This window comes from Methyloversatilis sp., assembly GCF_051861465.1.
Classification (GTDB): domain Bacteria; phylum Pseudomonadota; class Gammaproteobacteria; order Burkholderiales; family Rhodocyclaceae; genus Methyloversatilis.
The window spans coordinates 68,618-94,529 of the sequence record NZ_JBHYCQ010000013.1 but is presented as its reverse complement, the minus strand read 5'-3'; the positions used below and the strand labels follow the sequence as shown (position 1 = coordinate 94,529).

The 25,912-nt window shown below is 64.8% G+C and carries 23 protein-coding genes and 1 tRNA gene; 11 read left to right on the top strand and 13 right to left on the bottom strand.

What is annotated here, in order from left to right:
- Nucleotides 1-98: 98 nt before the first annotated feature.
- The 5 genes from ACTIFF_RS16470 to ACTIFF_RS16450 all read right to left on the bottom strand — a co-directional run bounded on the left by ACTIFF_RS16470 (nt 99) and on the right by ACTIFF_RS16450 (nt 5,943).
- The gene (locus ACTIFF_RS16470) at nt 99-2,141 is read right to left on the bottom strand and encodes a site-specific recombinase (protein WP_439537806.1); all 2,043 of its coding nucleotides are present in this window, start codon (nt 2,139-2,141) and stop codon (nt 99-101) included.
- A gap of 50 nt (nt 2,142-2,191) precedes the next feature.
- Nucleotides 2,192-2,926 (bottom strand): ABC transporter ATP-binding protein, encoded by a 735-nt coding sequence (locus tag ACTIFF_RS16465; protein WP_439537805.1) that lies wholly within the window; start codon nt 2,924-2,926, stop codon nt 2,192-2,194.
- Nucleotides 2,923-4,146, bottom strand: a complete 1,224-nt coding sequence (locus ACTIFF_RS16460) for an ABC transporter permease (protein ID WP_439537804.1) — start codon at nt 4,144-4,146, stop codon at nt 2,923-2,925. The genes ACTIFF_RS16465 and ACTIFF_RS16460 overlap by 4 nt, the downstream gene beginning before the upstream one ends.
- Before the next feature lie 64 nt (nt 4,147-4,210).
- A complete protein-coding gene (locus tag ACTIFF_RS16455; RefSeq protein ID WP_439537803.1) occupies nt 4,211-5,413 on the bottom strand; it encodes an efflux RND transporter periplasmic adaptor subunit in 1,203 nt (400 codons plus the stop codon).
- 41 nt (nt 5,414-5,454) lie between these two features.
- Nucleotides 5,455-5,943 (bottom strand): TlpA family protein disulfide reductase, encoded by a 489-nt coding sequence (locus ACTIFF_RS16450; protein ID WP_439537802.1) that lies wholly within the window; start codon nt 5,941-5,943, stop codon nt 5,455-5,457.
- A 72-nt stretch (nt 5,944-6,015) separates the two neighbouring features.
- On the opposite strand from ACTIFF_RS16450, the gene ACTIFF_RS16445 reads away from it, so the two are divergent.
- The 7 genes from ACTIFF_RS16445 (at nt 6,016) to pqqE (ending at nt 11,003) form a co-directional block, all read left to right on the top strand.
- Nucleotides 6,016-6,699, top strand: coding sequence for a DUF4197 domain-containing protein (locus tag ACTIFF_RS16445; protein WP_439537801.1), 684 nt, complete (start codon nt 6,016-6,018; stop codon nt 6,697-6,699).
- A 12-nt stretch (nt 6,700-6,711) separates the two neighbouring features.
- Nucleotides 6,712-7,569 carry a hypothetical protein gene (locus ACTIFF_RS16440; protein ID WP_439537800.1) on the top strand — a complete coding sequence of 286 codons (858 nt, stop codon included), beginning with the start codon at nt 6,712-6,714 and terminating at the stop codon, nt 7,567-7,569.
- A gap of 123 nt (nt 7,570-7,692) precedes the next feature.
- Complete coding sequence (gene pqqA / locus ACTIFF_RS16435; protein ID WP_083224124.1) at nt 7,693-7,767, top strand: pyrroloquinoline quinone precursor peptide PqqA; 75 nt, start codon at nt 7,693-7,695, stop codon at nt 7,765-7,767.
- Nucleotides 7,768-7,917: 150 nt separating this feature from the next.
- A complete protein-coding gene (pqqB, locus tag ACTIFF_RS16430) occupies nt 7,918-8,835 on the top strand; it encodes a pyrroloquinoline quinone biosynthesis protein PqqB (protein ID WP_439537799.1) in 918 nt (305 codons plus the stop codon).
- Nucleotides 8,832-9,560 carry a pyrroloquinoline-quinone synthase PqqC gene (gene pqqC, locus ACTIFF_RS16425; RefSeq protein WP_439537798.1) on the top strand — a complete coding sequence of 243 codons (729 nt, stop codon included), beginning with the start codon at nt 8,832-8,834 and terminating at the stop codon, nt 9,558-9,560. The genes pqqB and pqqC overlap by 4 nt, the downstream gene beginning before the upstream one ends.
- Before the next feature lie 16 nt (nt 9,561-9,576).
- Nucleotides 9,577-9,849, top strand: coding sequence for a pyrroloquinoline quinone biosynthesis peptide chaperone PqqD (gene pqqD / locus ACTIFF_RS16420; RefSeq protein ID WP_257098485.1), 273 nt, complete (start codon nt 9,577-9,579; stop codon nt 9,847-9,849).
- On the top strand, nt 9,846-11,003 hold the full coding sequence (gene pqqE / locus ACTIFF_RS16415; protein ID WP_439537797.1) for a pyrroloquinoline quinone biosynthesis protein PqqE: 1,158 nt from the start codon (nt 9,846-9,848) through the stop codon (nt 11,001-11,003). The genes pqqD and pqqE overlap by 4 nt, the downstream gene beginning before the upstream one ends.
- 121 nt (nt 11,004-11,124) lie before the next feature.
- Here the strand turns inward: pqqE and ACTIFF_RS16410 are convergent, their stop codons facing one another.
- From ACTIFF_RS16410 to ACTIFF_RS16390, 5 genes are all read right to left on the bottom strand, one after another.
- Nucleotides 11,125-11,895, bottom strand: coding sequence for an FxDxF family PEP-CTERM protein (locus tag ACTIFF_RS16410; protein ID WP_439537796.1), 771 nt, complete (start codon nt 11,893-11,895; stop codon nt 11,125-11,127).
- A 42-nt stretch (nt 11,896-11,937) separates the two neighbouring features.
- Nucleotides 11,938-12,804 (bottom strand): PEP-CTERM sorting domain-containing protein, encoded by an 867-nt coding sequence (locus ACTIFF_RS16405; RefSeq protein WP_439537795.1) that lies wholly within the window; start codon nt 12,802-12,804, stop codon nt 11,938-11,940.
- A gap of 121 nt (nt 12,805-12,925) precedes the next feature.
- Nucleotides 12,926-15,526 carry a TonB-dependent receptor gene (locus tag ACTIFF_RS16400; RefSeq protein WP_439537794.1) on the bottom strand — a complete coding sequence of 867 codons (2,601 nt, stop codon included), beginning with the start codon at nt 15,524-15,526 and terminating at the stop codon, nt 12,926-12,928.
- Between the two features lie 342 nt (nt 15,527-15,868).
- The gene (locus tag ACTIFF_RS16395; RefSeq protein ID WP_439537793.1) at nt 15,869-18,196 is read right to left on the bottom strand and encodes a Tex family protein; all 2,328 of its coding nucleotides are present in this window, start codon (nt 18,194-18,196) and stop codon (nt 15,869-15,871) included.
- Between the two features lie 116 nt (nt 18,197-18,312).
- Nucleotides 18,313-18,912: a CHRD domain-containing protein gene (locus ACTIFF_RS16390; RefSeq protein WP_439537792.1), complete on the bottom strand. Its 600-nt coding sequence runs from the start codon at nt 18,910-18,912 to the stop codon at nt 18,313-18,315.
- 211 nt (nt 18,913-19,123) lie between these two features.
- On the opposite strand from ACTIFF_RS16390, the gene ACTIFF_RS16385 reads away from it, so the two are divergent.
- Complete coding sequence (locus ACTIFF_RS16385) at nt 19,124-21,130, top strand: UvrD-helicase domain-containing protein (RefSeq protein ID WP_439537791.1); 2,007 nt, start codon at nt 19,124-19,126, stop codon at nt 21,128-21,130.
- A 98-nt stretch (nt 21,131-21,228) separates the two neighbouring features.
- On the opposite strand, the gene ACTIFF_RS16380 is transcribed toward ACTIFF_RS16385, so the two are convergent.
- Nucleotides 21,229-22,107 carry a c-type cytochrome gene (locus tag ACTIFF_RS16380; protein WP_439537790.1) on the bottom strand — a complete coding sequence of 293 codons (879 nt, stop codon included), beginning with the start codon at nt 22,105-22,107 and terminating at the stop codon, nt 21,229-21,231.
- Between the two features lie 189 nt (nt 22,108-22,296).
- Here ACTIFF_RS16380 and ACTIFF_RS16375 point away from each other — a divergent pair.
- Nucleotides 22,297-22,373: transfer RNA gene (locus ACTIFF_RS16375), tRNA-Arg, on the top strand.
- 131 nt (nt 22,374-22,504) lie between these two features.
- Entirely contained in the window at nt 22,505-23,212 is a 708-nt protein-coding gene (locus ACTIFF_RS16370) for a hypothetical protein (protein WP_439537789.1), read from the top strand.
- 26 nt (nt 23,213-23,238) lie between these two features.
- Here the strand turns inward: ACTIFF_RS16370 and ACTIFF_RS16365 are convergent, their stop codons facing one another.
- Both ACTIFF_RS16365 and ACTIFF_RS16360 read right to left on the bottom strand, forming a co-directional pair.
- On the bottom strand, nt 23,239-23,892 hold the full coding sequence (locus tag ACTIFF_RS16365) for a pyridoxamine 5'-phosphate oxidase family protein (RefSeq protein WP_439537788.1): 654 nt from the start codon (nt 23,890-23,892) through the stop codon (nt 23,239-23,241).
- Nucleotides 23,893-24,039: 147 nt separating this feature from the next.
- On the bottom strand, nt 24,040-24,663 hold the full coding sequence (locus ACTIFF_RS16360) for an outer membrane beta-barrel protein (protein WP_439537787.1): 624 nt from the start codon (nt 24,661-24,663) through the stop codon (nt 24,040-24,042).
- Nucleotides 24,664-24,869: 206 nt separating this feature from the next.
- Here ACTIFF_RS16360 and ACTIFF_RS16355 point away from each other — a divergent pair, with 206 nt between their 5' ends.
- Nucleotides 24,870-25,760: a dienelactone hydrolase family protein gene (locus tag ACTIFF_RS16355; protein ID WP_439537786.1), complete on the top strand. Its 891-nt coding sequence runs from the start codon at nt 24,870-24,872 to the stop codon at nt 25,758-25,760.
- The last annotated feature ends 152 nt before the right edge of the window (nt 25,761-25,912 follow it).

The window sequence follows — 25,912 nt, the reverse complement described above, 5'->3', positions numbered from 1 at the left end:
AGCCGGCCGGCCATGCAGGGCCGGCAGTGGATCGCCGCTCCCACAAAAACCGCCGCCGCTCCCACAGCGGCCGCCGGTGACACGGGGCACGCAGGCGATCAACGTGCGGCGTCGGTGATCGGTGGCGTCTCGGCGGGCGGGTCTTTGGGCGGCCAGAAGAAGTCGCGCGGGCGGGTCAGGAAGCGCCGGGCGAGCTTCACTGACAGTCCGCGCGTGTGTTCCGGCTGGATGCCGCGCGAGCGCAGGGCCACCCGCATCGCGAGGCTGAAGCTCACGGTCAGGTTGGTCAGGCCGATCAGCATGACACCGAGCGCGCCGATGGCGATGGCGTGCCAGTCCACATCGAAGCTCAGCGCTTCGAGGCCGTAGGCGAGGTTGGCCGACGCGAACGCGACGTGGCGGATGTCCAGCGGCAGTCCGAGCAGCGTGCCGATGACCGGCGTGCTGCCGAGCATGCAGCCGAACAGGAAGTTGCCCGCCAGTGCGCCAAGATTGAGTTCTATATAGCGGGCAAAGCGCGCCAGCCGGGCCTCGCCGAGCAGGGTGCGCAGCCATTTCACGCGCAGCAGCCGCTCCGGCACCCGGTGATACAACGACTGGTTGTCGTAGTAGCCGGAAATCAGGCCGCTGAGGAACAGGAAAATGCCGGCAATGGCGGCATGCACCAGTGCGAGGCTCTGCCAGGGGTGCAGGTCGTGCAGCAGATGGGCGCCCTTGACCGGGTTGACCGGATGCCAGTCGAGGAACTGGCCGGCTGTCATGGCGATGGACAGCGCCATGATGAAGCCGATGCTCACGTTGCCGGCGATCGATATCCACTGCGTGCGGCTGACCTGTGCCGCCAGCTCGACCAGCACGCCCAGGCGCGCGTCGCGGCTCTGCGTGCCGTCGAGTGACGCCGCCAGTGTCGCTGCGGTCATCGCCGGCTGCTTGGTGGCCACCGTGAGGTGCAGGATGTGGATCAGCACGAATCCCAGGCCGTAATCCAGGCTGTAGGCGACGGCTTCCCATACCGGTGGCAGGCCGAGTTTCGAAATCAGTATCTTGATCATTGCCATGGTGCCGATGATCACGCCGGCGCCCGCCGCAGCGCGGAACATGGCGAAGAACTCGCTGCGCGAGCCGGTCACATAGTGTTCGCCCGAGCGGCTGGCCTGTTCGGTCACGCGCCGCGCCAGCAACTGCGTGGTGCCGGTGAACAGGTCACGCAGGCTGTTGCGGCGATTTTCCTGCTGCACCAGCCGCAGGAAGAAATCGATCGCGCGGGCGCGCAAGGCGGGTCGGTCATCGGCCTCGTCGGGCAGCGCCAGCGTGCGCAGCAGGCGCAGGCGGTCGGCGATCTGTTCGATGCGGGCCAGCAGGAACACCAGATTCACGCCCACGCCGGCTTCGCGCGAACGCCGCCTGATGGTGTCGAGATAGCTGCTGCACTGATCAAGCAGCACTTCGAAATGGCCGTCGTAGGGTTGCTGCGTTTCGCTGCCGGCATGCAGCCGGATCAGTTCGCGTACTTCGTCACTCTGCGCGAGGAAAGGCGACTCGTGCCGCGCCAGCGCCGGCATGTAGCGTAGCAGCGCCGGTTCCATGCCCAGTGCAGCCAGCCGGTGCGACGCCATGCGCATGGCTTCGAACAGTTCGTGCCGGCACTGCCGGCGCGCCGCGGCGAAGGCCTCGCCGTCGAGATCGAGTCGCTCGAACAACGTTTCCCAGTCTTCGCGCGGAATGGCCACCATCCATTCGCCGTCGTCGGAGGCGTCGAACACTTCGCTGAACAGATCGCGCAGGAAGTCGTCATTGATCGCCGGTGGCAGCATGCGGCCGAGCACACGGCTGACGAGGCCGCTGAAAAAGCCCTGGTTGGCCAGCACGCCGGATTCGGAGTACAGCGTGCGGTGCATGCGCGATACCAGCACCGTTTTCAGATAGTGCGACAACGCGCTGGCGAGGTCAGGGCGGCTGGCGAGCAGGCGCAGCAGGCCGTGAAAACGCGATTCGGCCGCAGCCAGGCCTTCGCGGCCGTGCGGCCGGAGCAGCGCGACCAGGCGGGTCAGCCGGTCGCCACTGCTGTCGTCCGGGTGGCGCGCAGCGTCTTCAAGCAGGGCCTGCAGGGCCGACGTGTATGCGTTGTTGGCAGAGGTCATGCGAAATCCATGCGGAAACAGTCGGATCGAAACAACCCCGCCGCGCGGGGTCAGGCTGGTTCTGCAACAGACGTCGAAGCCGCGAGGCGGCCATCGACCAGTTCGATGCGACGGTCACAGCGGGCGGCCAGTCGCGGGTCGTGCGTCACGATGAGGCAGGCGCTGCCGCGCTCGCGATTGAATTCACGCAAAAGCGCGAAGATATCATCCGCCGTCTGCGTGTCGAGATTGCCGGTCGGCTCATCGGCCAGAATCAGGCGTGGTGACAGCGACAGCGCGCGGGCGATGGCCACCCGCTGCTGCTGTCCGCCGGACAGCTGGTTGGCCTTCTTGTATTCGTGCTCGGACAAGCCGACCCGCGCCAGCAGGTCGTGCGCCACGGCCTCGTCCTGCGCGGTCGCGACACCATGCGCGATGATGGCCGGCATCATGACGTTTTCCAGCGCCGTGAAGGCCGGCAGCAGATGATGGAACTGGAATACGAAGCCGATATGACGGCCGCGCAGCACCGTCAGCGCCTGTTCGTTCAACCCGGTTGTGGACTGTCCGGCGACCGAAAGTTCGCCGGCAGTGGGTGGCTCCAGCAGGCCGATCAGGTTCAGCAGGGTGCTTTTGCCCGAGCCGCTGGGGCCGATCAGCGCACAGAACTCGCCTTCGGCAAGATCGGCATCGATGCCGTGCAGCACTTCGGTTTCCACCGGCGTGCCGACGCCGTAGGACTTGCGCAGGCCGCGCATCGAAATGATGGCGGGTTTGCCGGCCGCCTCACTCTTGCCCGGCGTCATGCCCGTATCGCCTGAACCGGGTCCATCTTGGCGGCGCGGCGCGCCGGAATCAGCGCCGCCAGCACACCGACGGCCAGCGCGATGCCGGCCGCCGACAGCGCGATGCCGGTGTCGAGCTGAGGCTCGAAGATGGGCGCGCCGTCACCGGTGCGGTAAATGGTCGAGAAAATCTGCAGCAGCGCCCAGGCCAGTCCCACGCCCGAGAGCGCACCGACGAAACCGACCAGCGCGCCCTGCAGCAGGAACACCCCCATGATGCGGTTCGAGCTGGTGCCCATGGCGCGCAGGATGCCGATCTCCTTCTGCTTCTGCACCACGCTCACCACCAGCACGCTGGAAATGCCGAGCGCGACGATGATGATGACGAAGCTGCGGATCAGATTGTTCGACACCGACTGGTTGCGCAGCGCCGCCAGCAGCTGCGAATTGGTCGTCATCCAGCTGTCCACCGTCATGCCGCTGCCCGCCTGCAGCCGTGCCGCCACGTCGCTGGCCTCGAAAATATCGGTCACCGTGATGTCGATGTTGGATACGCCGCCGGGCAGGTCGAGCAGCGACTGCGCCAGCTTCATCGTCGTGAATACCCAGCGACGGTTCAGGTCCTTGTTGCCGATGTCGAACAGGCCGGTCACCTGCAGCAGTTCGTCGCGCCCGCCGGCGGCGCGCAGGAACACCTTGTCGCCGACCGTCACGCCGAGGTCCTTCGCCAGTTCGGTGCCGATGATGGCATTCGTGCCCTCGACCTGGAACTTGCCGCGCACCATGTAGGTGTCCATCTTGACGATGCGCCGGTAGCGGTCGGGCTCGATGCCGAGCAGCGCAATTGACTTGCTGGCGCGCCCGCGCAGCGCGAACGCCGGGCCGCTGACCACCGGCGACACGGCGACCACACCGGTCTGGTCTTCTGCCAGTTTCACGATGGCTTCCCACTGGTCGATCGAACGCAGCCGCTGCGCGCGCGGCTCGATCACCGCGGTGCTGGCCGGATCGGTGCGGGCGCGCAGATTCACCTCTTCCAGCGGCCGTACGACGACATGCGCCTGGCTGCCCAGCACGCGATCGATGATGGTGGATTGCAGCTGGGCGATCAGTTGCGACAGAAAAACGATGACCGCCACGCCGCCAGTCACGCCGAGCAGGATGAGTGCGGTCTGCATGCGCCCCTCGCGGAGGAAGCGCAGCGCAACCAGAAATTCGAACGGAAGTCTCGGTCTCGCCATCTTCAGATGCAAGATGCAAGATCAAAGATGCAAGTGAAAACCGCGCCGGTTTGACTTGCCTCTTTCATCTTGAAACTTTCCTCTGTTTGACCCTGATGCGGTCGCCGTCGAGGGCACCGCCGGCGGGCAGGATGGCGACGTCGCCTTCGGCCAGGCCTTCGGTGATTTCGATGCGGCCGACGCCGCGCAGGCCGGTCTTCACCGGCACTTTCACCGCCTCGTCCGCGCGCGCCAGCAGCACCCAGGGTTCGGGCGTTTCGACGTCGCGCACCGCTTCGAGCGGCAGCGACAGCGCCGACTCGCTGCGACCGATCACCACCTCGACCGACACCGTCATGTCCGGCTTCAGGAAGGCCGGTGGTTCGGGCACGCGCAGGCGTACTTCGACCGTGCCGCGCTGGGCATCGATGGCCGGTGCGATGTAATAGACCACGGCTTCGAAGGCCTGGCCGGGGAAGGCGTCCGCCACCGCCTGCGCGCGCGCGTCGAGCTGCAGATGGCGCAGGTTCTTTTCGTCCAGCGTGGCATAGATGCGGGTTTCGCCGGATTGCGCCAGCGTCAGCAGCGCGCGCCCGGCCTGGGCCACGTCGCCCGGCTCGGCGTCGCGCGCCACCACCAGCGCGTCGACCGGCGCCCGCAGCGTCAGCAGGTCGCGTCGCGCCTGGGCCGATGCCAGTGCGGCCTGCGACTGGGCCAGCCGCGCCTGCGCGCCCTGCCGCTCGGCGCCGCGTGGCAGGCTGGCGTCGCGCTGTGCCTGCGCGGTGCGCAGCTGGGCGCGTGCGTTGTCGAGCTGTCGCGCCGCCTCGTCGAGCTTCGACGGCGAGAAGAACTGCTGCGCCACCAGCGTCTGCGCGCGCTGGTACTCGGCGTCGGCCACCTTCAGATTGGCTTCTGCCTGACGCACGGCCTGCTCGGCCACCGGCAGCGTGACGGCGTCGGTCTGGCGCAGGCGAGCCTGCGACTCCTGGATCTGGGTGCGCGCCTGTTCGACCGCCGCCTCGGCATCGGCGGCGCGCAGCATCACGAGTGCGTCGCCGGTCTTCACCTGTGCGCCTTCGCGCACTGCGACGGCGTCGATGATGGCGGTGACCTGGGTGCCCAGTTCGATGCGCGCCGGTGTGGCGATGCGGCCGGTGGCCACGACGCTCTGGGTCAGCGCTGCACGCGTGACGGCGGCGGTGTCCACCGCAATGCCGCGCGGCCAGAACAGCCACGCAACGAGCACTGCGGCAGCCACCAGCAGCGCGATCAGATAGCGGGATTTCATCGGGAAGAAGACGTCAGGATCGGAGGTTCAGGATCGGAGGTTCAGGACGGAGCGTCGAGCAGGTTTTCGATCAGCGCATCGAGCGCCGCATGATCGGGAATGCCGATGATCTTCCTGACCACCTGGCCCTGCCGGTCGATCAGGTACGTGGTCGGCGTGGCATTGACGCCGCCAAAACCGCGCGCCACGTCGCCGACCGGGTCGAAGCCTACGCGAAACGGAAGCGCCTCGCGACGGGTGAAGGCCTGCACGTGACTGGGCGCGTCGTAGCTCATGGCCACGGCGACCACGTCGAGGCCGCGTGCCTGATAGCGGTGATGCGTGTCGGCCAGCGCCGGCATGCCGCGGATGCACGGCGCGCACGAGGTCGACCAGAAGCTGACCAGCCTGACCTGGCCCTGCGGCTGCGAAAAGACGACCCGGCCGCCGTCGAGCAGCGCAACCGGCACGGCCGGTGCCTGATCCGGAAAGCCCTGGCCGCGCAGCAGCCAGACCAGACCGAGCAGCACCCCCAGCACTATCGGTGACATCCATTTGCGGGACATAATCGTTGAGGAGTTCAGGTTATTCAGTTTGTTCGTTCAATCAGAAGGATGTCGATCATGCGTGCGATTGTCGGTTTTGTGGCCTGTCTTGTCATGTGTACCCAGGTGTGGGCCTTGTCGCTGTCCGACCTCACCGACAAGGACGCCGGCGGCGGCCTCAAGGAGGCGCTGACCCAGGGTGCGGCCAAGGCGGTCGACATGCTGGGCAAGCAGGATGGCTTCCTGAAGAACAAGGCGGTGAAGATTCCGCTGCCGGATGGGCTGCAGCAGGCCGAAAAGCTGATGCGCACCTTCGGCATGAAGAAGCAGGCCGACGAACTGATCACCGCGATGAACCGTGCCGCCGAGGCTGCGGTGCCCGAAGCGAAGCAACTGCTGGTCGGCGCGGTCAGGGACATGAGTGTCGACGACGCCAAAAAGATCCTGACCGGCGGCGAAACCTCCGGCACCGAGTATTTCAAGGGCAAGACGTCGGCCCAGCTGAAGGAACGTTTCCTGCCCATCGTGCGGCAGGCGATGGACCAGGTGGGCCTGGCCAAGAGCTACGAGAAATTCGCGTCCAAGGGCGCGAAGTATGGCGTGATCAGCAAGGAAGACGCCGATCTCGACAACTACGTGACCGAAAAGACGCTCGACGGCCTGTTCAAGATGGTGGCCGAAGAAGAGAAGGCGATCCGCAAGAACCCGGTCGGCGCCGCCGGCAGCCTGGCGAAGAAGGTGTTCGGCGCGCTCGGCCGCTAGGGGCGACCAGGGGTGTCGCGCGTCATTCACCTGTTGCTGTGCCTGGCGCTGTGCGCGCCGCTCGTGTCATGGGCGCAGGTGAAGCTCGACATCATCCCGCTGAAGCACCGTACGACCGATCAGGTGCTGCCGGCGCTGCAGCCGCTCGTCGGCGAAGACGCCGCACTGTCGGGCGCCAACAACCGCATCTTCATCCGCGCCGACGCCGCCACGCGGCTGGCCGTCAAGCAGGCGATCGAGGCGATCGACACGCCGCTGCGCAGCCTGATGATTTCGGTGCGGCACGACAACGACGATTCGATCCGGCGCGAGGGCGCCGCCGTGTCGGGCGACATCCGCGCAGGCGACGTGTCGGTCGGCGCCGCTGACGCAGGCAGCGAGGGTACTGTCATCGAAGGCCGCAGCAGCGACAACCGGGTCGCGACGCGCGTCTGGTCGACTCGCGGCAACTCGGCCGACCGGCTGTCGCAGCGGGTACAGGTGGTCGAGGGCGGTTCGGCCTTCATTCAGGTCGGCAGCTCGATTCCGGTGCCGTTCACGCAGATCATCGCCGGCCCGCGTGGCGGCGCCATATCGCAGGGCACCGAGTACCGCGACATCGGCAGCGGCTTCTACGCCATGCCGCGCGTCAATGGCGACCAGGTGACGCTGGACATTTCTCCGCAGAAGGAATCGCTGTCGGAGACACAGTACGGCGAAATCCGCACCGCGCGACTGGTCAGCACGGTGCGCGGCCGGCTCGGCGAATGGCTTGAACTGGGCGGCAGCGGTTACAGCGAACAGGTCGATCAGCGCGGCATCACACGCTACGGCACGCGCGATGCGCAATCGCAGCGCAGGCTGTGGGTGAAGGTCGACGTCGTTCGGTGACCTTCATGAATTTCCTGAGACGCGCTTAATTCCGCTGGCGAGGCGCAGCGCAGCGGGGCGGTCGATACTGCAAGGGCGTTGCAACACAACGCAGTTTTTTCAAACGACCATCAGGAGACAAACATGAACTGGCAAACCCCCAAGGCTACCGATCTGCGTTTCGGCTTCGAAATCACGATGTATATCGCCAACCGCTAAGGTGGCGAGGACCCGGCGAGTGGTAGCTCCCGGGTCCCCTGCAGAACCGGTTCGCGCAAGGCGACCGGCGAAACGAATACCGTGACGCGCCCTGAACGGGCGCGTTGCATTTGAATCAGAGTGTCCGCACACGGATACCGGAGGAGGGGCATGCGACTGCACGTACTGGGGTCCGGGGCGGGCGGCGGCTTCCCGCAGTGGAACTGCAACTGTCACAACTGCGACGGACTGCGCAAGGGCACGATCCGCGCTACTGCGCGCACCCAGTCGTCGGTCACGGTGACCGGCGACAATGAAAACTGGGTGCTGTTCAACGCGTCGCCCGACATCCTGACCCAGTTCCAGCAGTTTCCCGAACTGCAGCCGGCGCGCGCGCTGCGCGACACCGCGGTCAAGGCCATCGTGCTGATCGACGGCCAGATCGACCACACGACCGGCCTGTACATGCTGCGCGAACACCGCCAGCCGCATGAAATCTGGTGCACGCCGCCGGTGCACGAAGACCTCACCCAGGGCAATCCGCTGTTCCGTCTGCTCGGGCACTACTGCGGCGTGAACTGGAATGCGCTGCCGATCGACGAAAGCGTGTTCGAGATGAAGCACGTACCGAACCTGCGCTTCCATGCCCATCATCTGCGCAGCAACGCGCCGCCCTATTCGCCGCGGCGCGACAAGCCGGTGCCGGGCGACAATGTCGGCGTGACCATCGAAGACACGAAGACCGGCCGGAAGATCTATTACGCGCCGGGTCTGGTCGACATCGAGCCGCACGTGTGGGCAGCGATGCAGGCGGCCGACGTGGTGCTGGTCGACGGCACGTTCTGGACCGACGACGAAATGATCGCGCTCGGCGCGTCGAAGAAGTACGCGCGCGACATGGGCCACCTGCCGCAGACGGGCGAGAACGGCATGATGGCGTGGCTCGACAAGCTGCCGAAGACCACGCGCAAGATACTGATTCACATCAACAACACCAACCCGATCCTGAACGAGGACAGCGCGCAGCGGCGCGAGCTGGAATCGCGCGGCATCGAGGTGGCTTACGACGGAATGGACATCACCGTATGAGCACGCAGCAACCCTGGAACCACGCGGAATTCGAAGCGCAACTGCGCGACAAGGGCGGTGCGTATCACATCCACCACCCGTTCAACGTCATGCTCAACACCGGCAAGGCGACACCGGAACAGATCCGCGGCTGGGTGGCCAATCGTTTCTACTACCAGATCGCGATCCCGGTGAAGGACGCCGCCATCCTGTCGAACACGCCGGACCGCGAAATCCGCCGCCAGTGGATACAGCGCATTCTCGATCACGACGGCTACGAAATCACCGCGCCGGACGGCACCACGATGCGCGACGAGGGCGGCATCGAAGCCTGGATCAAGCTGGGCGAAGCGACCGGCCTGAAGCGCGAGGAAATCGTCGATCTGCGGCACGTCGTGCCCGGCGTGCGTTTTGCTGTCGACGCCTACATCAACTTCGCCCGCCAGCGGCCCTGGCAGGAAGCGGTGTGCTCGTCGCTGACCGAACTGTTCGCGCCCAAGATCCACAAGGAGCGGCTCGCCAACTGGCCCGAACATTATCCGTGGATCGAGTCGTCCGGCCTGATGTATTTCCGCAACCGCGTGTCGCAGGCGCGACGCGACGTCGAACAGGGCCTCGCGGTCACGCTGAACCACTTCACGACGCGCGCCGAGCAGGAACGCGCGCTGACCATCCTGCAGTTCAAGCTCGATGTGCTGTGGACGATGAACGACGCCATGGCCAACGCCTATGGCGTCAACACCTGACCCGGTGAGCGAAACAATGGCAATCACGACCGCAACCGTGCCGAAGGTGGGCCGCAACTTCCGCATCCAGTGGGAACCGGCGCAGGACGCCTACGTGCTGCTGTATCCGGAAGGCATGGTGAAGCTGAACCAGAGCGCCGGCGAAATCCTGAAGCGCTGCGATGGTGCGGCCACTGTCGCCGCCATCATTGCCGACCTGGAAGCGACCTTCAACGCGCAGGGGCTGGAAGCCGACGTGATCGCCTTTGTCGAACTGGCCGAGCAGCAGAAATGGGTGGACCTCACATGACCGATCTTTCCGAAGCCACCGCCGTACAGGGCACCGCGCAGATCGGCCCGCCGCTGTGGCTGCTGGCCGAACTGACCTACCGCTGTCCGCTGCACTGCGTGTATTGCTACAACCCGGTCGATTTCGCCAAGACCGAAGACGAACTGACCACCGAACAGTGGTTCAAGGTGCTGCGCGAGGCGCGTGAGCTGGGATCGGTGCAGTGCGGCTTTTCCGGCGGCGAACCCATGCTGCGCGACGACCTCGAAGTCATCGTCGCAGAGGCGCACCGACTGGGCTATTACACCAACCTGCTGACGTCGGGCGTCGGGCTGAACGAAAAGCGCATCGGCGCCCTGAAGGAAGCCGGGCTGGACCACATCCAGCTGTCGTTCCAGGACTCGACGCGCGAAATGAACGACTTCCTGTCGTCCACCCGCACCTTCGACCTGAAGCGCCGCGCGGCCGACATGATCAAGGCGCACGGCTACCCGATGGTGATGAACTGCACCATCCACCGCCACAACATCGACCACATCGAAGCCATCCTGCAACTGGCGTCCGACATCGATGCCGAGTACGTGGAACTGGCCAATACGCAGTATTACGGCTGGGCGCAGGTGAACCGCGACCAGCTGCTGCCGTCGCGCGAACAGCTCGAACGCGCCGAGCGCATCACCAACGAGTGGCGCGAAAAGCACGGCAACAAGATGAAGCTGTTTTTCGTCGTGCCCGACTATTACGAAAAACGGCCGAAGAAGTGCATGAATGGCTGGGGCAACATCTTCCTGACCATCACGCCGGACGGCAAGGCACTGCCCTGCCACACCGCGCGCATGCTGCCCGGGCTGGAGTTTCCAGACGTGCGCACGTCGTCCATCCGCGAAATCTGGTACGAATCGGAAGGCTTCAACCGCTACCGCGGCACCGGCTGGATGAAGGAGCCCTGTTCCAGCTGTCCGGAAAAGGAAAACGACTACGGCGGCTGCCGCTGTCAGGCCTACATGATTGCCAATGATCCGGCTGCCGCGGATCCGGTGTGCGACAAGTCGCCGCTGCACAACCGCATCACCGAAGTTGTCGACCGTGCCCAGATCGCCGGCAACGCGGCCCAGGTCAAGCCGCTGATCTACCGCGGCCCGAAGGAATCGCTGCAGCTCGACCGACCGTTCTGACGACGTCCGGGCACGCCGGCTGACGCACAGGCAAAAAAAACGGCCCCCTGCCGGACAGTGCAGGGGGCCGTTTCAATTCCAGCCAGCGGCGCTCGCGCGCCGCTTTCCGTTGCAGCCTCGATTACGCCTTCGTGCGACGGCGGGCAGCGAAGCCGATCAGGCCCAGACCGGCCAGCAGCATGGCGTAGGTTTCGGGTTCCGGCACGGCGGTGACCGGTGCGAAGCCTTCGAAGGTCGCCGTGCGCAGCGGCGGTGACGTGCCATCCAGGCTCGGCGCCTGGCGGATGGACACCGCGTCGGCCAGATAGGTGAATTCCGTTGCATTGGTCTTCAGCACGTACCACGCGGTCGACGGATTGCCTTCTTCGACTGAAATGTCGGTGCGGAAGTCGACCACGTTGTCGTCGAACACATCCACCGGGTTGGTCGGACGGGTGCGCACGCCATTCGAGGTATGGGCGGTCGATTGCAGGCGCAAATCGTCGTCGGTCGCGGCATACCATCCAACTGACACGTCATAGTTGGCATAGCCACTGCGCAGGATGTCGTTGATTTCCGTCTCGTAGTCGAGGTCACCGATTTCGATTTCGCCGACATCCAGTTCGAAACGCGATGCGAACAGCAGCGTGCTGTCGGTAGTGCTGCGATAGACGAAGTCGTAGAAGGTGCCGATGTCGGTGCCGTCGTAGATTACCGAGCTGATGCGGCGGGCGGCGCGGGTGTAGCCGGCGCTTTCCGGCGTCCAGTCGAAGCCGAGGAACAGCGGGTCAGCCGCAGCGTTGCTGACGCCGACGATCCGCAGGTCGCCGCTTTCCGGCAGCGCGATGAAAGCATGTGCCGCGTGGGCGCCCAAGCCCAACATCAGTGACAGTGCAATGGTTTTGATTTTCATGGTGTTGACCTCTTTGTTGAGTGGTGCGGAAAACTTCGGGTGTCACGCGCGCATGCGGCGACGCGCGATGACACCGATCATTCCGAGGCCGGCGAGCAGCATCGCGTAGGTGGACGGCTCCGGAATCGGCGCGGTGTTCGTCGGGATAAATCCGCCGGTGAACGCCTTGACGACCGGCTGGCTTTCTTCGCCCGCCTGGAAGTAGCCGATCGCATTGTCGGCATAGGTGTAGGACGTTGCATCGGTCTTCAGCAAGTACAACCCGCTGTACGGATTGCCTTCCGATAGATTGATGTCTGACTGGAAGCTCACTGCATCCGGATCAAAGACATCCATTTGCTTTAGACCCTGATCACTTCGTGCAGCACTGTAAAGGCGCAAATCGAAGTTCGAGAGGAATAACCACGCTGCCGCAGCGTCGAATGTGGTGCCATCCTCCTCGAAACCATAGCGGAAGACGTTATTCAGCTCGGCATTCTGCTGCTGGCCCGGGAGACCCAGAATGACGCGTGTTCCGAATACCAGCTTGTTGTCGCGTGAATCGCGATACACAAAGTCGTAGATATCGCCAATCGCCTGTCCGGCGAGCTGAACATCTTCGTTCAACCTGTACTCAAGGAGTGACAAAGTACCGCTTCCGATGATCGACAGTGAGCCAGAAGTCGAGCGAGCGTTGTAATCAATGCGGCTTGCAACCAGAGGGATATCTCTGTTTCTGACATCTCTGAATGACTCCGTAATCGTCATCATTGTGATGTTGGTTTCAAGGTAATAAATATCGGTCAGCTGATTGTTGGATGCGCTGAGCCGTAGTGGAAATGATTTGTTCAATTCAACAAAATCACCCGCTGCCGCGCCCAAGCTGGCGCCTGCCAATACTGTCGCGACTGCGACGTGCGCTAATTTCATGATGCGATCTCCTTTTGAAGTGTTTCAGGGTGAGGCGATGACTCGGCGGACACATGGCGCGTTCGGCTGTGCCTCTTGTTGTAATCGATCCTTGTCCGATCGATGGAAAACGATCCGGGGCTCATGACCCGAATGCGTAGTTGAGGCCGAACCACACGGCGCGCGGCGCACCGGGGCCGACAAAAAGCGAATGCGTCCAGTCGAAGGAGTTGTAGTTGAATCCTGAGGAATCCCGCGCGCCGAAGGATCCGGATGTGAATGGATTGACTGCGAGGTCACCGGCGGTGGTGTACCGGCGGTCGAAAATGTTGTCGACCTTGCAGAACAGGGAGATATTCTTGTCGACGCGGTAATTCGCATTGAAATTGAATACGGCGAATCCGGATGTCCTGCCCTTGCCGACGTAGCGTTTTCCGAGGCCGGGGATCTGTGCATTTCCGGTCAGGTCGGTGCCGCCGGGTTCCGATTCATTGTTTTCGTTGCCGCGCGCAAATACGAAGGATTGCGCCACCATTGAAAATCCGAACGTGAAATTGCTGGTGACATCCATGCTCCAGCCAAGGCGGAACGAATGTTTCGGGAGCCCCGGAATGACATCGCCCGGATTGATTTCGAAGTCGTTCACACGCCCCTGGGTACGATCCGCGGAACTGTTCGACTGATTGACGATGGTGGCGCTGGATTCGAAGGTGGCATTCAGGCGGCTGTAGCCGGCACGCAGCGAATGGCGCCCGAATTTGCCTTTCACATTGAGTTCGAAACCGTCGCGCTTGGTCTTGCCGAAGGTGTCGAACACGCCGCGGTTGCGCTGGCCGAGCGACACGAACAGGATGTCGTCGGTCAGTTCGGTCCGGTAAGCCGTGGCGCTCCACGACAGCTGGCCGTTCAGGCTGGTACCCCTGAGACCGAGCTCGGTCGTCAGCGACCTGACCTGGGGCAGGAAAGGGTCGGAGGTCAGCGAGGTGGGAATGGTGCAGCCGAGATTCTTGCCGTCATTCAGCCCGTTCGGATCCTCGAGCGTCTTGTCGCGTGCGCATCCCAGTTCGATGACCGATGGCACGCGCGAACCGCGGCTGACGTTGCCATACACGTTGAGGTCCTGCGCCGGCAGCCAGGACACGCCGAGTGACGGATTCAGGCTGCGGTAGCCGTAGTCTCCCGTTGAACAAAGAAATCGAGCGCCAACGTCCGACAGGGTCCCGCACACGGGTTCTCGGCTGTTGAAGAAATTGGACGTGAATTGATAGAGCGGAATCGGTTTGTCCGACTGCAGTTCGTTCTTGACCCGCGAGTAACTGAGCCGTGCGCCGTAGGTGATGAACAGGTTGGGCGCAGCGGTCCAGGTGTCGCTGAAAAACAGCGCAGCCGTCCGGCTCGACCCGGTCAGATTGTTCCGCGTGATGTCCTGGCTCAGCGCGAGCAGACCCAGATCCGCTTCGCGTGAAGGATCGAGGAACACGGTGCGTTCGGAATCGATGAAGCCGAGCCGCTGGCTCTGCCGGAAGTCGACGTCGCTCCAGTCGAAGGAACTGCCGACGACGATCTGGTGTGTTTCGCTGATCTGCGTGAATTGCAGGGCGACACCTTCCGAGCGTTGATCCGAGCGGCTGAAATTGAACAGCCCGTTCGGCGCCACCCCGGCACACCCCGGGTAGGTCGGTCCGATGTTCTGGTCCAGCGCGCCATTCGGCGAACCGAAACCGTCCGGGCAACTGACGCCCAGTCGGTTCGCGCTGGCGCCCTGGTCGAAGTCGTCCCACACGTCGCCGCCCGTGCCCTTCTGCTTCAGGTCACGGCGATACATCTGCAGCGCGACGCTCGATGACTCGCTGATGTCGAAACGGACGCGACCGGTCAGATGATTCAGGTCGTTGATGTTCTCGTCCGGTGACGTGAACACCGAATTCGGACTTTCACGCCACTGTTCTTCCGGGATCAGGCCGTTGCCGACCAGGGTGTTTTCGGCTTTCAGCAGGCTGAGCGTGGCTTCCGTCGACCTGCCGCGGATGTCGATACGGCCGAAGTACTGACGCACGCTGGTCGGCGAGTTGGTTCGCCAGCCATCTTCATCGAACTTGTTGAGCGCGAAGAATCCGGCCAGCGGGCCCGAATTGCCACCGGCTGCAAGCTGGTACTGGCGTCGGCCAAACGCACCGCCAAGAGCGGAAAATTCCACTCTCGGGCTGGTGAAGCCCGATTTCGTATTGACCGAAATCGCACCGCCCAGCGTGTTGTGACCGAACATCGGATTGGACCCGGGCAGGAGGTCCATGCGCAGGATCGCGATGTTGGGGATCAGGTCCCAATTCACGACATCGCCAAACGCTTCGTTGATGCGCACCCCGTCGAGATAGACGGAAAGGCCCTGCGGCGTGCCGATCAGCGGCGAAGCCGCAAAGCCGCGGAAATTCAGGTCCTGCTGGAACGGATTTCCGGCGTAGTCATTGACGTTGATCGACTGGAACTGCAGGTTCATCGCTTCCGTCAGCGATACCGCACCGGACTGCTGCAGCTCGTCGCCGGTGAGGCTCTGGACGTTCGACGTCGATTGCTGCTCGTCGAACACCACCCCCGGCAGCGGCGTGATCATGCGCGGTGCGCGGATCTCCACCGTGGGCAGTTCCTTGACCGGCGCTTCCTGCGCATAGACGACGGCACTCGCGCTCAGCAGGGCGAGCGCGACCGGGGTCAGGCGAAATGTCGGGGGACGCGAGGGTTTCATCGGAATACGTGTAGGACGGCTCCCTACACGATCGATAGCTGTTTATTTCCCTCGCTTTTACCGACTGGCTGCGCGTGGAGGCAGGGAGAAACTCCCGACGGAAAAATGTCGGGAAAATCTCCCGAAGAGTTAGTGCGCTAACAAAAAGGGTGTGGCGATAAGTGACGCCGCCAAATGCGTTGATGGGCCGAAAACCCGCGCAGCACTTAACATTCCTCAACAATTGAAAGCGTGGCGCCGCGTCGTGCGCCGGGGGCTTTGCTGCTTCAATGCATGAGGTTCCGGAATCGCCGGAGCTTCATGATTTTCGTGTCAGGCAGGACGCCCGGAGCGACGCCGGGATCAGCGTTTCGTTGCCTTCGCGAACGCTGCCGCGAGTGCGTTGTTGGCCGCCGGCGTCTCCTGCTTGAGCGCGCTGCGCCGACCGTCGCCCTGCCGGGCCGGCGGACGCGCGTCCTTCACGGCCGGCTTGCGTGCCACCTCGTCGCCCAGCCGCATGGTCAGCGCGATGCGCTTGCGGGCGATATCGACCTCGACCACCTTCACCTTGACGATGTCGCCGGCTTTCACCACCTCGGCCGGGTCCTTCACGTAGCGGTTGGCGATGGCCGACACGTGCACCAGACCGTCCTGGTGCACACCGATGTCGACGAAGGCACCGAAGTTGGTCACGTTGGTCACCACGCCCTCCAGCAGCATGCCGGGTTCGAGGTCCTTCAGCTGTTCGATGCCGTCGCGGAAGGTCGCCGCTCGGAATTCCGGACGCGGGTCGCGGCCCGGCTTTTCCAGCTCGCGCAGGATGTCCTGCACGGTGGGCAGGCCGAAGCGCTCGTCGGCGTACTGCTGTGCCGACAGCGCCTTGACCGTCGCCGCGTCGCCGATCAGTTCGCGCGCCTTCTTCTTCACGTCGGCCAGGATGCGCTCGACCACCGGATAGGCCTCCGGGTGCACCGCCGAGGCATCGAGCGGGTTGTCGCCATTCATGATGCGCAGGAAGCCGGCGCATTGTTCGAACGTCTTTTCGCCCAGTCGCGGCACCGACAGCAGCGCCTTGCGCGACGGGAACGCACCGTGGGCGTCGCGGTGTGCCACGATGTTCTGCGCCAATGTGGCGTTCAGGCCGGAAATGCGGGCGAGCAGTGGCACCGACGCGGTATTCACGTCGACGCCGACGGCATTCACGCAATCCTCGACCACGGCGTCGAGCGAGCGGGCGAGCCGGGTCTGGCTGACGTCGTGCTGATACTGGCCGACGCCGATCGCCTTCGGGTCGATCTTCACCAGTTCGGCCAGCGGATCCTGCAGCCGGCGGGCGATCGACACCGCGCCGCGCAGGCTCACGTCCAGCCCGGGGAATTCCTTCGCCGCGAGTTCGGACGCCGAATAGACCGACGCGCCCGCTTCCGACACGACGATCTTCGTCATGCCGAGCTCGGGCTTCAACTTCATCAGGTCGGCCGCCAGCTTGTCGGTTTCCCGGCTGGCCGTGCCGTTGCCGATGGCGATCAGCTGCACGCCGTGCTTCGCGGCGAGCCCGGACAGCACATGCAGCGAGCCGTCCCAGTCGCGGCGTGGTTCGTGCGGATAGATGGTCGCGGTATCGACCAGCTTGCCGGTGGCGTCCACCACTGCCACCTTCACGCCGGTGCGGATGCCGGGGTCCAGCCCCATCGTGACGCGCGGCCCGGCGGGTGCTGCGAGCAGCAAATCCTTCAGGTTCTTGGCGAACACGCGGATCGCTTCCAGTTCGGCGCGCGCGCGCAGCTCGTTCATCAGGTCGAGCTCGACATGCACCGACAGTTTCACGTTCCAGGTCCAACGCGCCGTTTCGACCAGCCAGCGGTCGGCCGCGCGGCCGTTGTCGCGGATGCCGGCATGCACCATGACGCGCCGCTCGCACGGGTTGGGTTCGGCGCTGCGCGTGCCGTCCTCCGGGTCGGTGTCGAGCGCCAGCTTCACCCGCAGCACGTCTTCGTTGCGGCCGCGGAACAGCGCCAGCGCGCGGTGCGACGGAATGTCGGCCAGCTTTTCGCGGTAGGCGAAGTAGTCGCGGAATTTCGCGGCGTCGGCATCGTTCTCCTTGCCGTCGGCCACGGTGGCGACCACGATGCCGTGTTCGGCAACGTGCGCGCGCAGCGCGCCGACCAGTTCGGCGCTTTCGGCGAAGCGTTCCATCAGGATCTGGCGTGCGCCGTCGAGCACCGCCTTGGTGTCGGCAAAGCCGGCGTCGATATTCAGGTAGGCCGCCGCCTCGGCTTCCGGCGTCAGTGTCGGATCGGCGAGCAGCGCGTCGGCCAGGGGTTCGATGCCCGCCTCGCGCGCGATCTGCGCCTTGGTGCGGCGCTTCTGCTTGTACGGCAGGTAGAGGTCTTCCAGCCGCTGTTTGGTGTCGGCGTTCTCGACTTCGCCGCGCAGCGCTGGCGTGAGCTTGCCCTGTTCGTCGATGCTGGCGATCACGGCGGCGCGCCGCTCCTCCAGCTCGCGCAGGTAGGCAAGGCGTTCTTCGAGCAGCCGTAGCTGGGTGTCGTCCAGCCCGCCGGTCACTTCCTTGCGGTAGCGTGAAATGAAGGGCACGGAGGCGCCTTCGTCCAGCAGGGCGACGGCGGCATTGACCTGTTGCGGGCGCGCGCCCAGTTCGGCGGCGAGGCGGTGTTCGATCGAGGGGAGCATGTGCGGCAGGCAGGAACGGCGATGAAGGCGCGAACCCTACCCAAGCGCGCCGCACGCTGCAAGCGGATAAGCGGCCGCCGCGGCAGGGCGACCTGACGGTCGCCCCGTCCCGACATCTACGCCGCGGCGCGAGGGCCCCGTCGCGCCGCCCAGCCGATCAGGCCAAGACCGGCGAGCATCAGGGCGTACGTTTCGGGTTCTGGCACCGGCGCAAGGAAGCCGCGGATTTCACCGCCCGGGAATTCCGAACTGTGCAGGTTCAGGTAGGCCTTGCCGTCGTTGAGGCCGGCCAGCAGCGCGCTGTAGGCGCTGTCTGCTGTGCCGCCGTTCGCGGTGATGAAGGCGGCGTTGTAGCTCGTTGCCAGCTTCATGTCGAAGGTTTCCATGTAGCTGCCGGACGTCACGCCAGCCGGAAACCCCGGAAACGTGGGCGTCGGGGTCGCGACGCCTGCGGTGCCTTCGCCGGCGAGGGCCGTACAGCAATGGATGTGCGCCACGGTCAGCGTACCGAGCAATCCGCTGAAGCTGGCGTCGATGGTCATCGTCCGCAGATCGAGATCCAGTGTCAGCGTAACGCTGCCGGTCCCTGGCGACTCATTGGGGGGCGCCTCGGCCGGGCCGCTGAGCGTGGCGAAGTATTCGACTTCCTGGGCGAGGGCGGGCGATGCAAGGGTGGTGGCGGCAAGCAGTGCGGCAACAAGGCGAATCCTGTTCATGGGTCTGACCTCCGGAAGGGGTGAAACGACAGAAGACGGTATGAACGGACCCCGGGTGCCGATAGGCCTCCATGGATCCGGTCCTTACTGGATAGTGCAAAAATGTTACGTGCGATAGCAGTATCTGGATGCAGTCCTGCACCCGGGGGGCGGGATAACCGGGTTAACATCGGCTTGCCCCGTATCCAGCGTCACCCGACGCGATCTCCCCATGCTGTCCGACATGAACGCACCGCAACGCGAGGCGGTGAAATACCTCGACGGTCCGTTGCTGGTGCTGGCCGGCGCCGGCTCCGGCAAGACGCGCGTCATCACGCGCAAGATCGGCTATCTGGTGAACGAATGCGGCATCGAGCCACGCCATATCGCGGCCATCACCTTCACCAACAAGGCGGCGAAGGAAATGCAGGAGCGCGCGTCGCATCTGCTCGACGGCCGCGCCGGCCGGCAGCTCAACATATCGACCTTCCATGCACTGGGCGCCAAGCTGCTGCGCATCGAAGCGAAGGCGGCCGGACTGAAGCCGACGTTTTCCATCCTCGACGCGTCCGACGCCCTGTCGGTCGTGCAGGACATTTCGAAGGAAGCCGACAAGGCGCGCCTGCGTGCGCTGGTGTCGCGCATGTCCGGTTGGAAGAATGCGCTGCTGACCCCCGCGGCCGTCGCACCGCTCGTCACCAACGAAGCGGAGGCGATCACGCTGCGCGTCTATGAAGAATACGAACGCACGCTGCGCGCCTACCAGGCGGTCGATTTCGACGACCTGATCGGCCTGCCCGCGCGTCTGCTCGAATCCGATCCCGACCTGCTGGCGCGCTGGCAGGCCCGGCTGCGCTACCTGCTGATCGACGAATACCAGGACACCAACCGCTGTCAGTACCAGATCGTGAAGCTGCTGGCCGGCAGCCGCGGCGCGTTCACCGCGGTCGGCGACGACGACCAGGCCATCTACGCCTGGCGCGGCGCCGACGTGGAAAACCTGCGCACGCTGCAGACCGACTACCCGAAGCTCAAGGTGATCAAGCTCGAACAGAACTACCGTTCGATGCAGCGCATCCTCGCCGCCGCGAACACACTCATTTCCAGCAACCAGAAGCTGTTCGAGAAGAAGCTGTGGTCCGACATGGGGCGCGGCGACCCGATCACGCTCATGGTGGCGCGCGACGCCGAGCACGAAGCCGAATGCATCGCCATGCGCATCGCCGCGCACAAGTTCGAACACCGCGGCAAGTTCGGCGACTACGCGGTGCTGTATCGCGGCAACCATCAGGCGCGCGTCATCGAAACCGCGCTGCGCGAACAGAAGATTCCGTATCTGGTCAGCGGCGGCCAGTCCTTCTTCGATCGCGCCGAAATCAAGGACGTGATGGCCTATCTGCGGTTGGTCGCCAACAGCGACGATGACCCGGCCTTCATCCGCGCGGTGACCACGCCGCGCCGCGGCATCGGTGGCACCAGTCTCGAAGCGCTCGGCACCTATGCCGGCGAGCGTCACGTCAGCCTGTTTGCCGCGCTGTTCGAAACCGGCGCCGAACACGCGCTACCGGCGCGTGCGCTCACACCGCTGCGCGAATTCGGCGACTTCATCAACCGTCTCGAATGGCGCGCCCGCACCGAAGCACCCCGTCTGTTGCTGGAAGACCTGCTGCGCGGCATCGGCTACGAAACCTGGCTGTTCGAGCAATTCGAACCGAAGGAGGCGGAAACGCGCTGGAACAACGTGCGTGACTTCGTCGACTGGATGGGGCGCAAGGGCGAGGAAGACGGCAAGACGCTGCTCGAACTGACGCAGACCGTCGCACTGATCACCATGCTCGACAAGCGCGACGACGACGAGGCGCGCGATGCGGTGCAGCTGTCCACGCTGCACGCGTCGAAGGGGCTGGAGTACCCGCACGTGTTCCTGGTCGGGCTGGAGGAAGGCATCCTGCCGCACCGCGAATCAATCGAAGAAGGGCGCATCGAGGAAGAGCGCCGGCTGATGTATGTCGGCATCACGCGGGCACGGCGCACGCTGACGCTGAGCTATTGCGAGCGGCGGCGCAGCGGGCGCGAATCGCGCGACTGCGAGCCGTCGCGCTTCATCGCCGAAATGGGAGAGGACATCCAGCGCCCGAACACCGACGCGGCGCCCAAAGCCGAACAGCGCGCTGCCAACGTGGCGCGGCTGGAATCGCTGAAGGCTTTGCTGGGCGGCACGTCGACGCCCAAAGCATAGGTGGGTGCGAGTGCGCGGCGCGGTGGCACCTTGCGGACGAAAAAAAGCCCGCCGTGTCGCGGCGGGCTTTTCCAGAAGCGAGGTGGCTTCGGGGCGGCTTACTTGGCTGCCGCCACCATGACTTCAACGGCGGCCTTGATCTCGGCATCCTTCAGCGCCGGGTTACCACCCTTGGCCGGCATTGCGCCCTTGCCCTTGATTGCGTTGGCCACCATCGAATCGAGGCCGGTTGCAATACGCGGCGCCCACTGACCCTTGTCGCCGAACTTCGGTGCGCCGGCTACGCCCATCGCGTGGCAGGCGACGCAGGCCTTGTTGTACACCGCCTGGCCGTCGATGCCAGACGCTGCTGCGGCAGCGACGGGTGCAGGTGCCGCAGCAACCGGTGCGTCATCGTAAGCGGGGGCCGCGATCGCCGGCACTTCCATCGGCGCCGGCGCAGGCGCGGCGGCAGCCGGTGCGGCAGCAGCGGGCGCGGCGTCTTCCAGCTTGGGCTCGGCAAACTTGCCACCGGCTTCGTTTGCCATGTAGACCACCGCGCGGGTGATTTCGGCTTCGGTCAGTGCGGCGTTGCCGCCCTTGGCCGGCATCGCGCCCTTGCCATTGACCGCTGAATGCACCAGCGCTTCCAGACCGGTCGCGATGCGGCTGGCCCAGCCCGCGCTGTCGCCCAGCTTCGGCGCGCCTGCGGCGCCGGCGTCATGACAGGCCGCACAGGCGGCCTTGTACACCTGCACACCGGTCTTCGGACCCGCAGCGGCTGAATCCGCTTCACCGAGTTCGACCCGCGCCACCGGCTGGATGCCCGCGGCGATGATTTCGGGGTTGGCCGTGTCAAGACCCTTGTAGCCCGACAGCACGAATTGGGCGACCAGCACTGCAATGCCCACAAACACCACAAACGACAGTACAACGACCGCCGCCAGCTGCTTCGGCGTCTTGATGAAAGACTCGTGTTCCTCGTGCGCGTCCGACATGGTGTGCGTTCCTTTGAAAACCTTGTGACAGGTGAAAACAAAACGCGCCATTATAGCGGCAGCGAACGGCTTTCGCCTCACCTGCAACAGCGCGCCATGGACGCGTCCGGGCAAAGCCGCTATCCTTCGCACCGTTCTGATCGTGTTTTCCGGTCAGTCCCCGGGGCTCTCCGCCCTCGATACACCCTAGCGCCCGTAGCTCAGCTGGATAGAGTACTGCCCTCCGAAGGCAGGGGTCGTGCGTTCGAATCGCGCCGGGCGCGCCAGACACTGAACGGGTCGGTCTTCACAGTCCGGCCCGTTTTCATTGTCTGCTTCGCCAGTTCCACGGCGAGCGATTCCCGCTGCTTCCGAACGGCCAGCGTCTTTGCCCGTCCCACCGCGTGCCTGGTCCAGGGTGGGCTTCCGGTATCGCCACCCGGCGATCGATAATCCGCAGTCCGCCGGTTCATCGCTCAAGTCCGTGAAGTCATTTCTCTTTTTCGCCGTTGCCTGGCTCATCTGCACCTGCGCGCTGGCCGACACCCATCTGGGCATCCGGCCGCTCGATTCGCTGGGCGAGGTACGGGCGCGTTTCCCGGATTCGCAGCTCGTGCGCATGGCACCAGACTGGGCCGACGAGTCGCAGGCGCTGTTTTCCTTCACCGGCGGCGCGCTTCAGGGCCAGCTCCTCGTGCTGTTCATCGACGGACGCCCGGACTACCGGCGTGAGATCGCGGATGGGTTCGCCGATGATCTCGATGCGCTGAAGTTGCTGGCGGCCGAGGGCGACGACCAGGCGCTGCGCGTGAAATGGGTGAGATGGGTGCCCACCACGCCGCTGAGGGTGCAGGACGTGGTCGCGAAATATGGGCGGTGGGACGCGGGCGGGTTGTCGGACGACGGCTTCAGGCTCTACCGGAGCTGGGACGCCCGGGGCATCACGGCGCTGCTGTCGGAAGATGAGCAGTCAGTGCTGATGATGGACTTCGTATTTACAGAAGACGAGCAGCGCGACGCCTTCATGCGGCGTTATGGCCAGGTGCCGTCGTGGCTCAGGCCCGGAGCCGGGGGTGGGACCACGGCCGCACCGGGGGCGACGCCCCGGTTCATGCCTGCACCGTGACGCCCCCGGGCGCACTGAGAGGTCTTTCAGCCGTCGCCGCGCGCCACCTTTACCTGGTACTCGTCCAGCGTGATGACGCCTTCCTTTTCGGCGCGCGCGACCTCGTGCCCGGGCAGTACGTCCTGCACCATGTCGAGCCGCTTCCACAGCGCGAGCGGCGTTTCGCAGGCGGCCTTCGGCACGTACTTCGACTGGTCCACCTTCTTGTAGCGGTGGATGTAGCGCGGGCAATTCACCCACACCTTTGTGACGGTGACCCGCACCAGATACTTCGCTTCGGTGTATCCGGCCATCAGCGGGTGGTCGCGCAGGAATTCGGCCGTGCCCTGGACGCGCACGCGGTGCGGCGTTTCGAAGTCGATGAACAGCAGACCGACGCGCGCCTGGCCGACGATGTTGCCCATCGAGTAGAACATGCCATTGCCGTCATAGCCGGGGAATACCAGCGTCTGCGCGTCGATCACCTTCACGACGCCGGTCGGCCCGCCCTTGTACGACACGGTCGGATTGCCTTCGGGATCGACCGTCGACAGGAAGAACATGTCGCGCCCTTCGATGAAAGCCTTCTCCTCGTCGGTGATCGTTTCGTGGATCCAGTTCTGGTCCAGCATGTCGGCCAGTTTCGTGGTGCCGAATTCCTGCTGCAGCGCGCGGTGTTCGTCGGCGTAGATTGAAGCCATGTCTCCTCCTGTCGGTCTGTGTTCCGGCGTACGGCGTCAGCCGTCGCGCGCATCCGGTGCCCGGGCGCCGGAGCAGCATACCGCAGCGGACCCCCCGGCCGTGCAGGCTGGGGGCGGGGGATGAACGGCGAACCGAAGGCGGGCGGATCAGAAGCGGAAGATTGCGCCGAGCGACCAGGTGTCGACGTCGCCGCTGCCGGTGTTGCTGCCGCCCAGGCTTTCGTAGCGGGTGAATTCGCCCCGCAGCCCGATGGACGGTGTCAGCGCATAGCCGACGCCCGCGCCGTACAGGCCGCTCCAGTCGCGGTCCTGCGCCGTGCCGGCGGCTGCACCGCCGGGGCCGGTCACGTCAACATCGACTTCGACCTTGGCGTGGATGCCGCCGAGCCGGCCGAACAGCGAGAACTTCTCGCCGACCGGCAGGATGCCCAGCACCGATGCGGTCCAGCCATGGGCGTCGATCTGCGCACGCGCCGTGCCACCGGTGAAGCTGGCCCGGTAGCGCGCGCTGCCGAAATCGGCATACCCGAGCTCGAACGCCAGATAGGGGTTGAGCTGATAGCCGAACGACAAGCCGTAGTGCGTGTCGTGCTCGTCCACGCTGGAACGCAGGCCGGTGGCACCGGCCGACACCAGGGCTGCGTCGGTCTCGCTGCGACCCATGTCGACGCTGGAGCGGCCGATCGAGGCGCCGACATAGAAGTCGCCGGCCAGCGCGGACGACGCGGCGAGCGAAAGCAGGGCACTGCACAGCAGCGAAGGTCTTGTCATCGTCAGATACTCCTTTGGAATGGAGCGGCGGAGTATATCCATATGACGATGTAAACATACCAAATGCATCAAAGGCTGTATCGCCGCTGCAACATCGGGGAATTCCCGCGGTACATCGGTGTCGATCAGCGCGATACCCGCTTGCACCCGCAGGCGGCCCGGTGCATCGTGCCCCGCACACCGTATGCCTACGCTGGAGATTCACCATGAAACGCAAGACAGCCAAGGATTTCGCACCTGAGGTGATGGCGTTGTTCGACCGCTACGTGCATGGCGCCATCGACCGGCGCGGTTTTCTCGATGCAGCCGCCCGTTTCGCGGTCGGCGGCGTGACGGCATCGATGCTGCTGGAGGCGTTGAGCCCGAACTTCGCGCAGGCGCAGCAGGTGAAGCCGGACGATCCGGCGCTGAAGACCGACCACGTCGAATACGCCACGCGCGGCGGCTACGGCAAGGTGCGCGGTTACCTGGCACGACCGGCACAGGCAACCGGCCCGCTGCCGGCGGTCCTCGTGGTGCACGAGAACCGCGGCCTCAATCCGCACATCGAGGACGTTACGCGCCGGCTCGCGCTCGAGGGCTATCTCGCGCTGGCGCCCGACGCGCTGTTTCCGCTCGGGGGTTATCCGGGCAATGAAGACATGGCGCGCGAACTGTTCCAGCAGCTGGACCAGAAGAAGACGCGCGAGGACTTCCTGTCACTGGCGCTCGCTTTCCGTGCGCACGACCTCGGCAACGGCAAACTGGGGGTGGTCGGCTTCTGCTACGGCGGCGCCATTGCCAACTTCCTCGCGACGAAGCTGCCCGACCTCAATGCCGCGGTGCCGTTCTACGGCACACAGCCCCCGCTGGAAGACGTGCCGGCGATCCGGGCGCCGCTGCTGATCCACTATGCCGACCAGGACGAAAAGGTGAATGCCGGCGCCACCCGCTACGACGCGGCGCTGGTCAACGCCGGCAAGAACTATCAGACCTATGTCTATCCGGGCACGCTGCACGGTTTCCACAACGACACCACACCGCGCTACGACGAGCGCGCCGCGAAACTGGCCTGGCAGCGCACGCTGGATTTCTTCGCGCAGCATTTGCGTGCCTGACGCCCGGTGAGCTTCCGGTCGGAGCGGACCCTGTCCGCGATGCGTACGCCGATCAAGTGCTGTCGCGATTTCGAAGGGCAGAATCGCCTGCAGGGCAGGCTCCTACGAAGGGCAAAACCGTCGCGGTTCTCGTAGGAGCCATCCCACGGTCG

Excerpts from the sequence above, each read along its gene's own strand:
- ACTIFF_RS16470 (WP_439537806.1), bottom strand. The coding sequence starts at position 2,141 with ATGACCTCTGCCAACAACGCATACACGTCGGCCCTGCAGGCCCTGCTT.
- ACTIFF_RS16465 (WP_439537805.1), bottom strand. The coding sequence starts at position 2,926 with ATGACGCCGGGCAAGAGTGAGGCGGCCGGCAAACCCGCCATCATTTCG.
- ACTIFF_RS16460 (WP_439537804.1), bottom strand. The coding sequence starts at position 4,146 with ATGGCGAGACCGAGACTTCCGTTCGAATTTCTGGTTGCGCTGCGCTTC.
- ACTIFF_RS16455 (WP_439537803.1), bottom strand. The coding sequence starts at position 5,413 with ATGAAATCCCGCTATCTGATCGCGCTGCTGGTGGCTGCCGCAGTGCTC.
- ACTIFF_RS16450 (WP_439537802.1), bottom strand. The coding sequence starts at position 5,943 with ATGTCACCGATAGTGCTGGGGGTGCTGCTCGGTCTGGTCTGGCTGCTG.
- ACTIFF_RS16445 (WP_439537801.1), top strand. The coding sequence starts at position 6,016 with ATGCGTGCGATTGTCGGTTTTGTGGCCTGTCTTGTCATGTGTACCCAG.
- pqqB (WP_439537799.1), top strand. The coding sequence starts at position 7,918 with ATGCGACTGCACGTACTGGGGTCCGGGGCGGGCGGCGGCTTCCCGCAG.
- pqqC (WP_439537798.1), top strand. The coding sequence starts at position 8,832 with ATGAGCACGCAGCAACCCTGGAACCACGCGGAATTCGAAGCGCAACTG.
- pqqD (WP_257098485.1), top strand. The coding sequence starts at position 9,577 with ATGGCAATCACGACCGCAACCGTGCCGAAGGTGGGCCGCAACTTCCGC.
- pqqE (WP_439537797.1), top strand. The coding sequence starts at position 9,846 with ATGACCGATCTTTCCGAAGCCACCGCCGTACAGGGCACCGCGCAGATC.
- ACTIFF_RS16410 (WP_439537796.1), bottom strand. The coding sequence starts at position 11,895 with ATGAAAATCAAAACCATTGCACTGTCACTGATGTTGGGCTTGGGCGCC.
- ACTIFF_RS16405 (WP_439537795.1), bottom strand. The coding sequence starts at position 12,804 with ATGAAATTAGCGCACGTCGCAGTCGCGACAGTATTGGCAGGCGCCAGC.
- ACTIFF_RS16400 (WP_439537794.1), bottom strand. The coding sequence starts at position 15,526 with ATGAAACCCTCGCGTCCCCCGACATTTCGCCTGACCCCGGTCGCGCTC.
- ACTIFF_RS16395 (WP_439537793.1), bottom strand. The coding sequence starts at position 18,196 with ATGCTCCCCTCGATCGAACACCGCCTCGCCGCCGAACTGGGCGCGCGC.
- ACTIFF_RS16390 (WP_439537792.1), bottom strand. The coding sequence starts at position 18,912 with ATGAACAGGATTCGCCTTGTTGCCGCACTGCTTGCCGCCACCACCCTT.
- ACTIFF_RS16385 (WP_439537791.1), top strand. The coding sequence starts at position 19,124 with ATGCTGTCCGACATGAACGCACCGCAACGCGAGGCGGTGAAATACCTC.
- ACTIFF_RS16380 (WP_439537790.1), bottom strand. The coding sequence starts at position 22,107 with ATGTCGGACGCGCACGAGGAACACGAGTCTTTCATCAAGACGCCGAAG.
- ACTIFF_RS16365 (WP_439537788.1), bottom strand. The coding sequence starts at position 23,892 with ATGGCTTCAATCTACGCCGACGAACACCGCGCGCTGCAGCAGGAATTC.
- ACTIFF_RS16360 (WP_439537787.1), bottom strand. The coding sequence starts at position 24,663 with ATGACAAGACCTTCGCTGCTGTGCAGTGCCCTGCTTTCGCTCGCCGCG.
- ACTIFF_RS16355 (WP_439537786.1), top strand. The coding sequence starts at position 24,870 with ATGAAACGCAAGACAGCCAAGGATTTCGCACCTGAGGTGATGGCGTTG.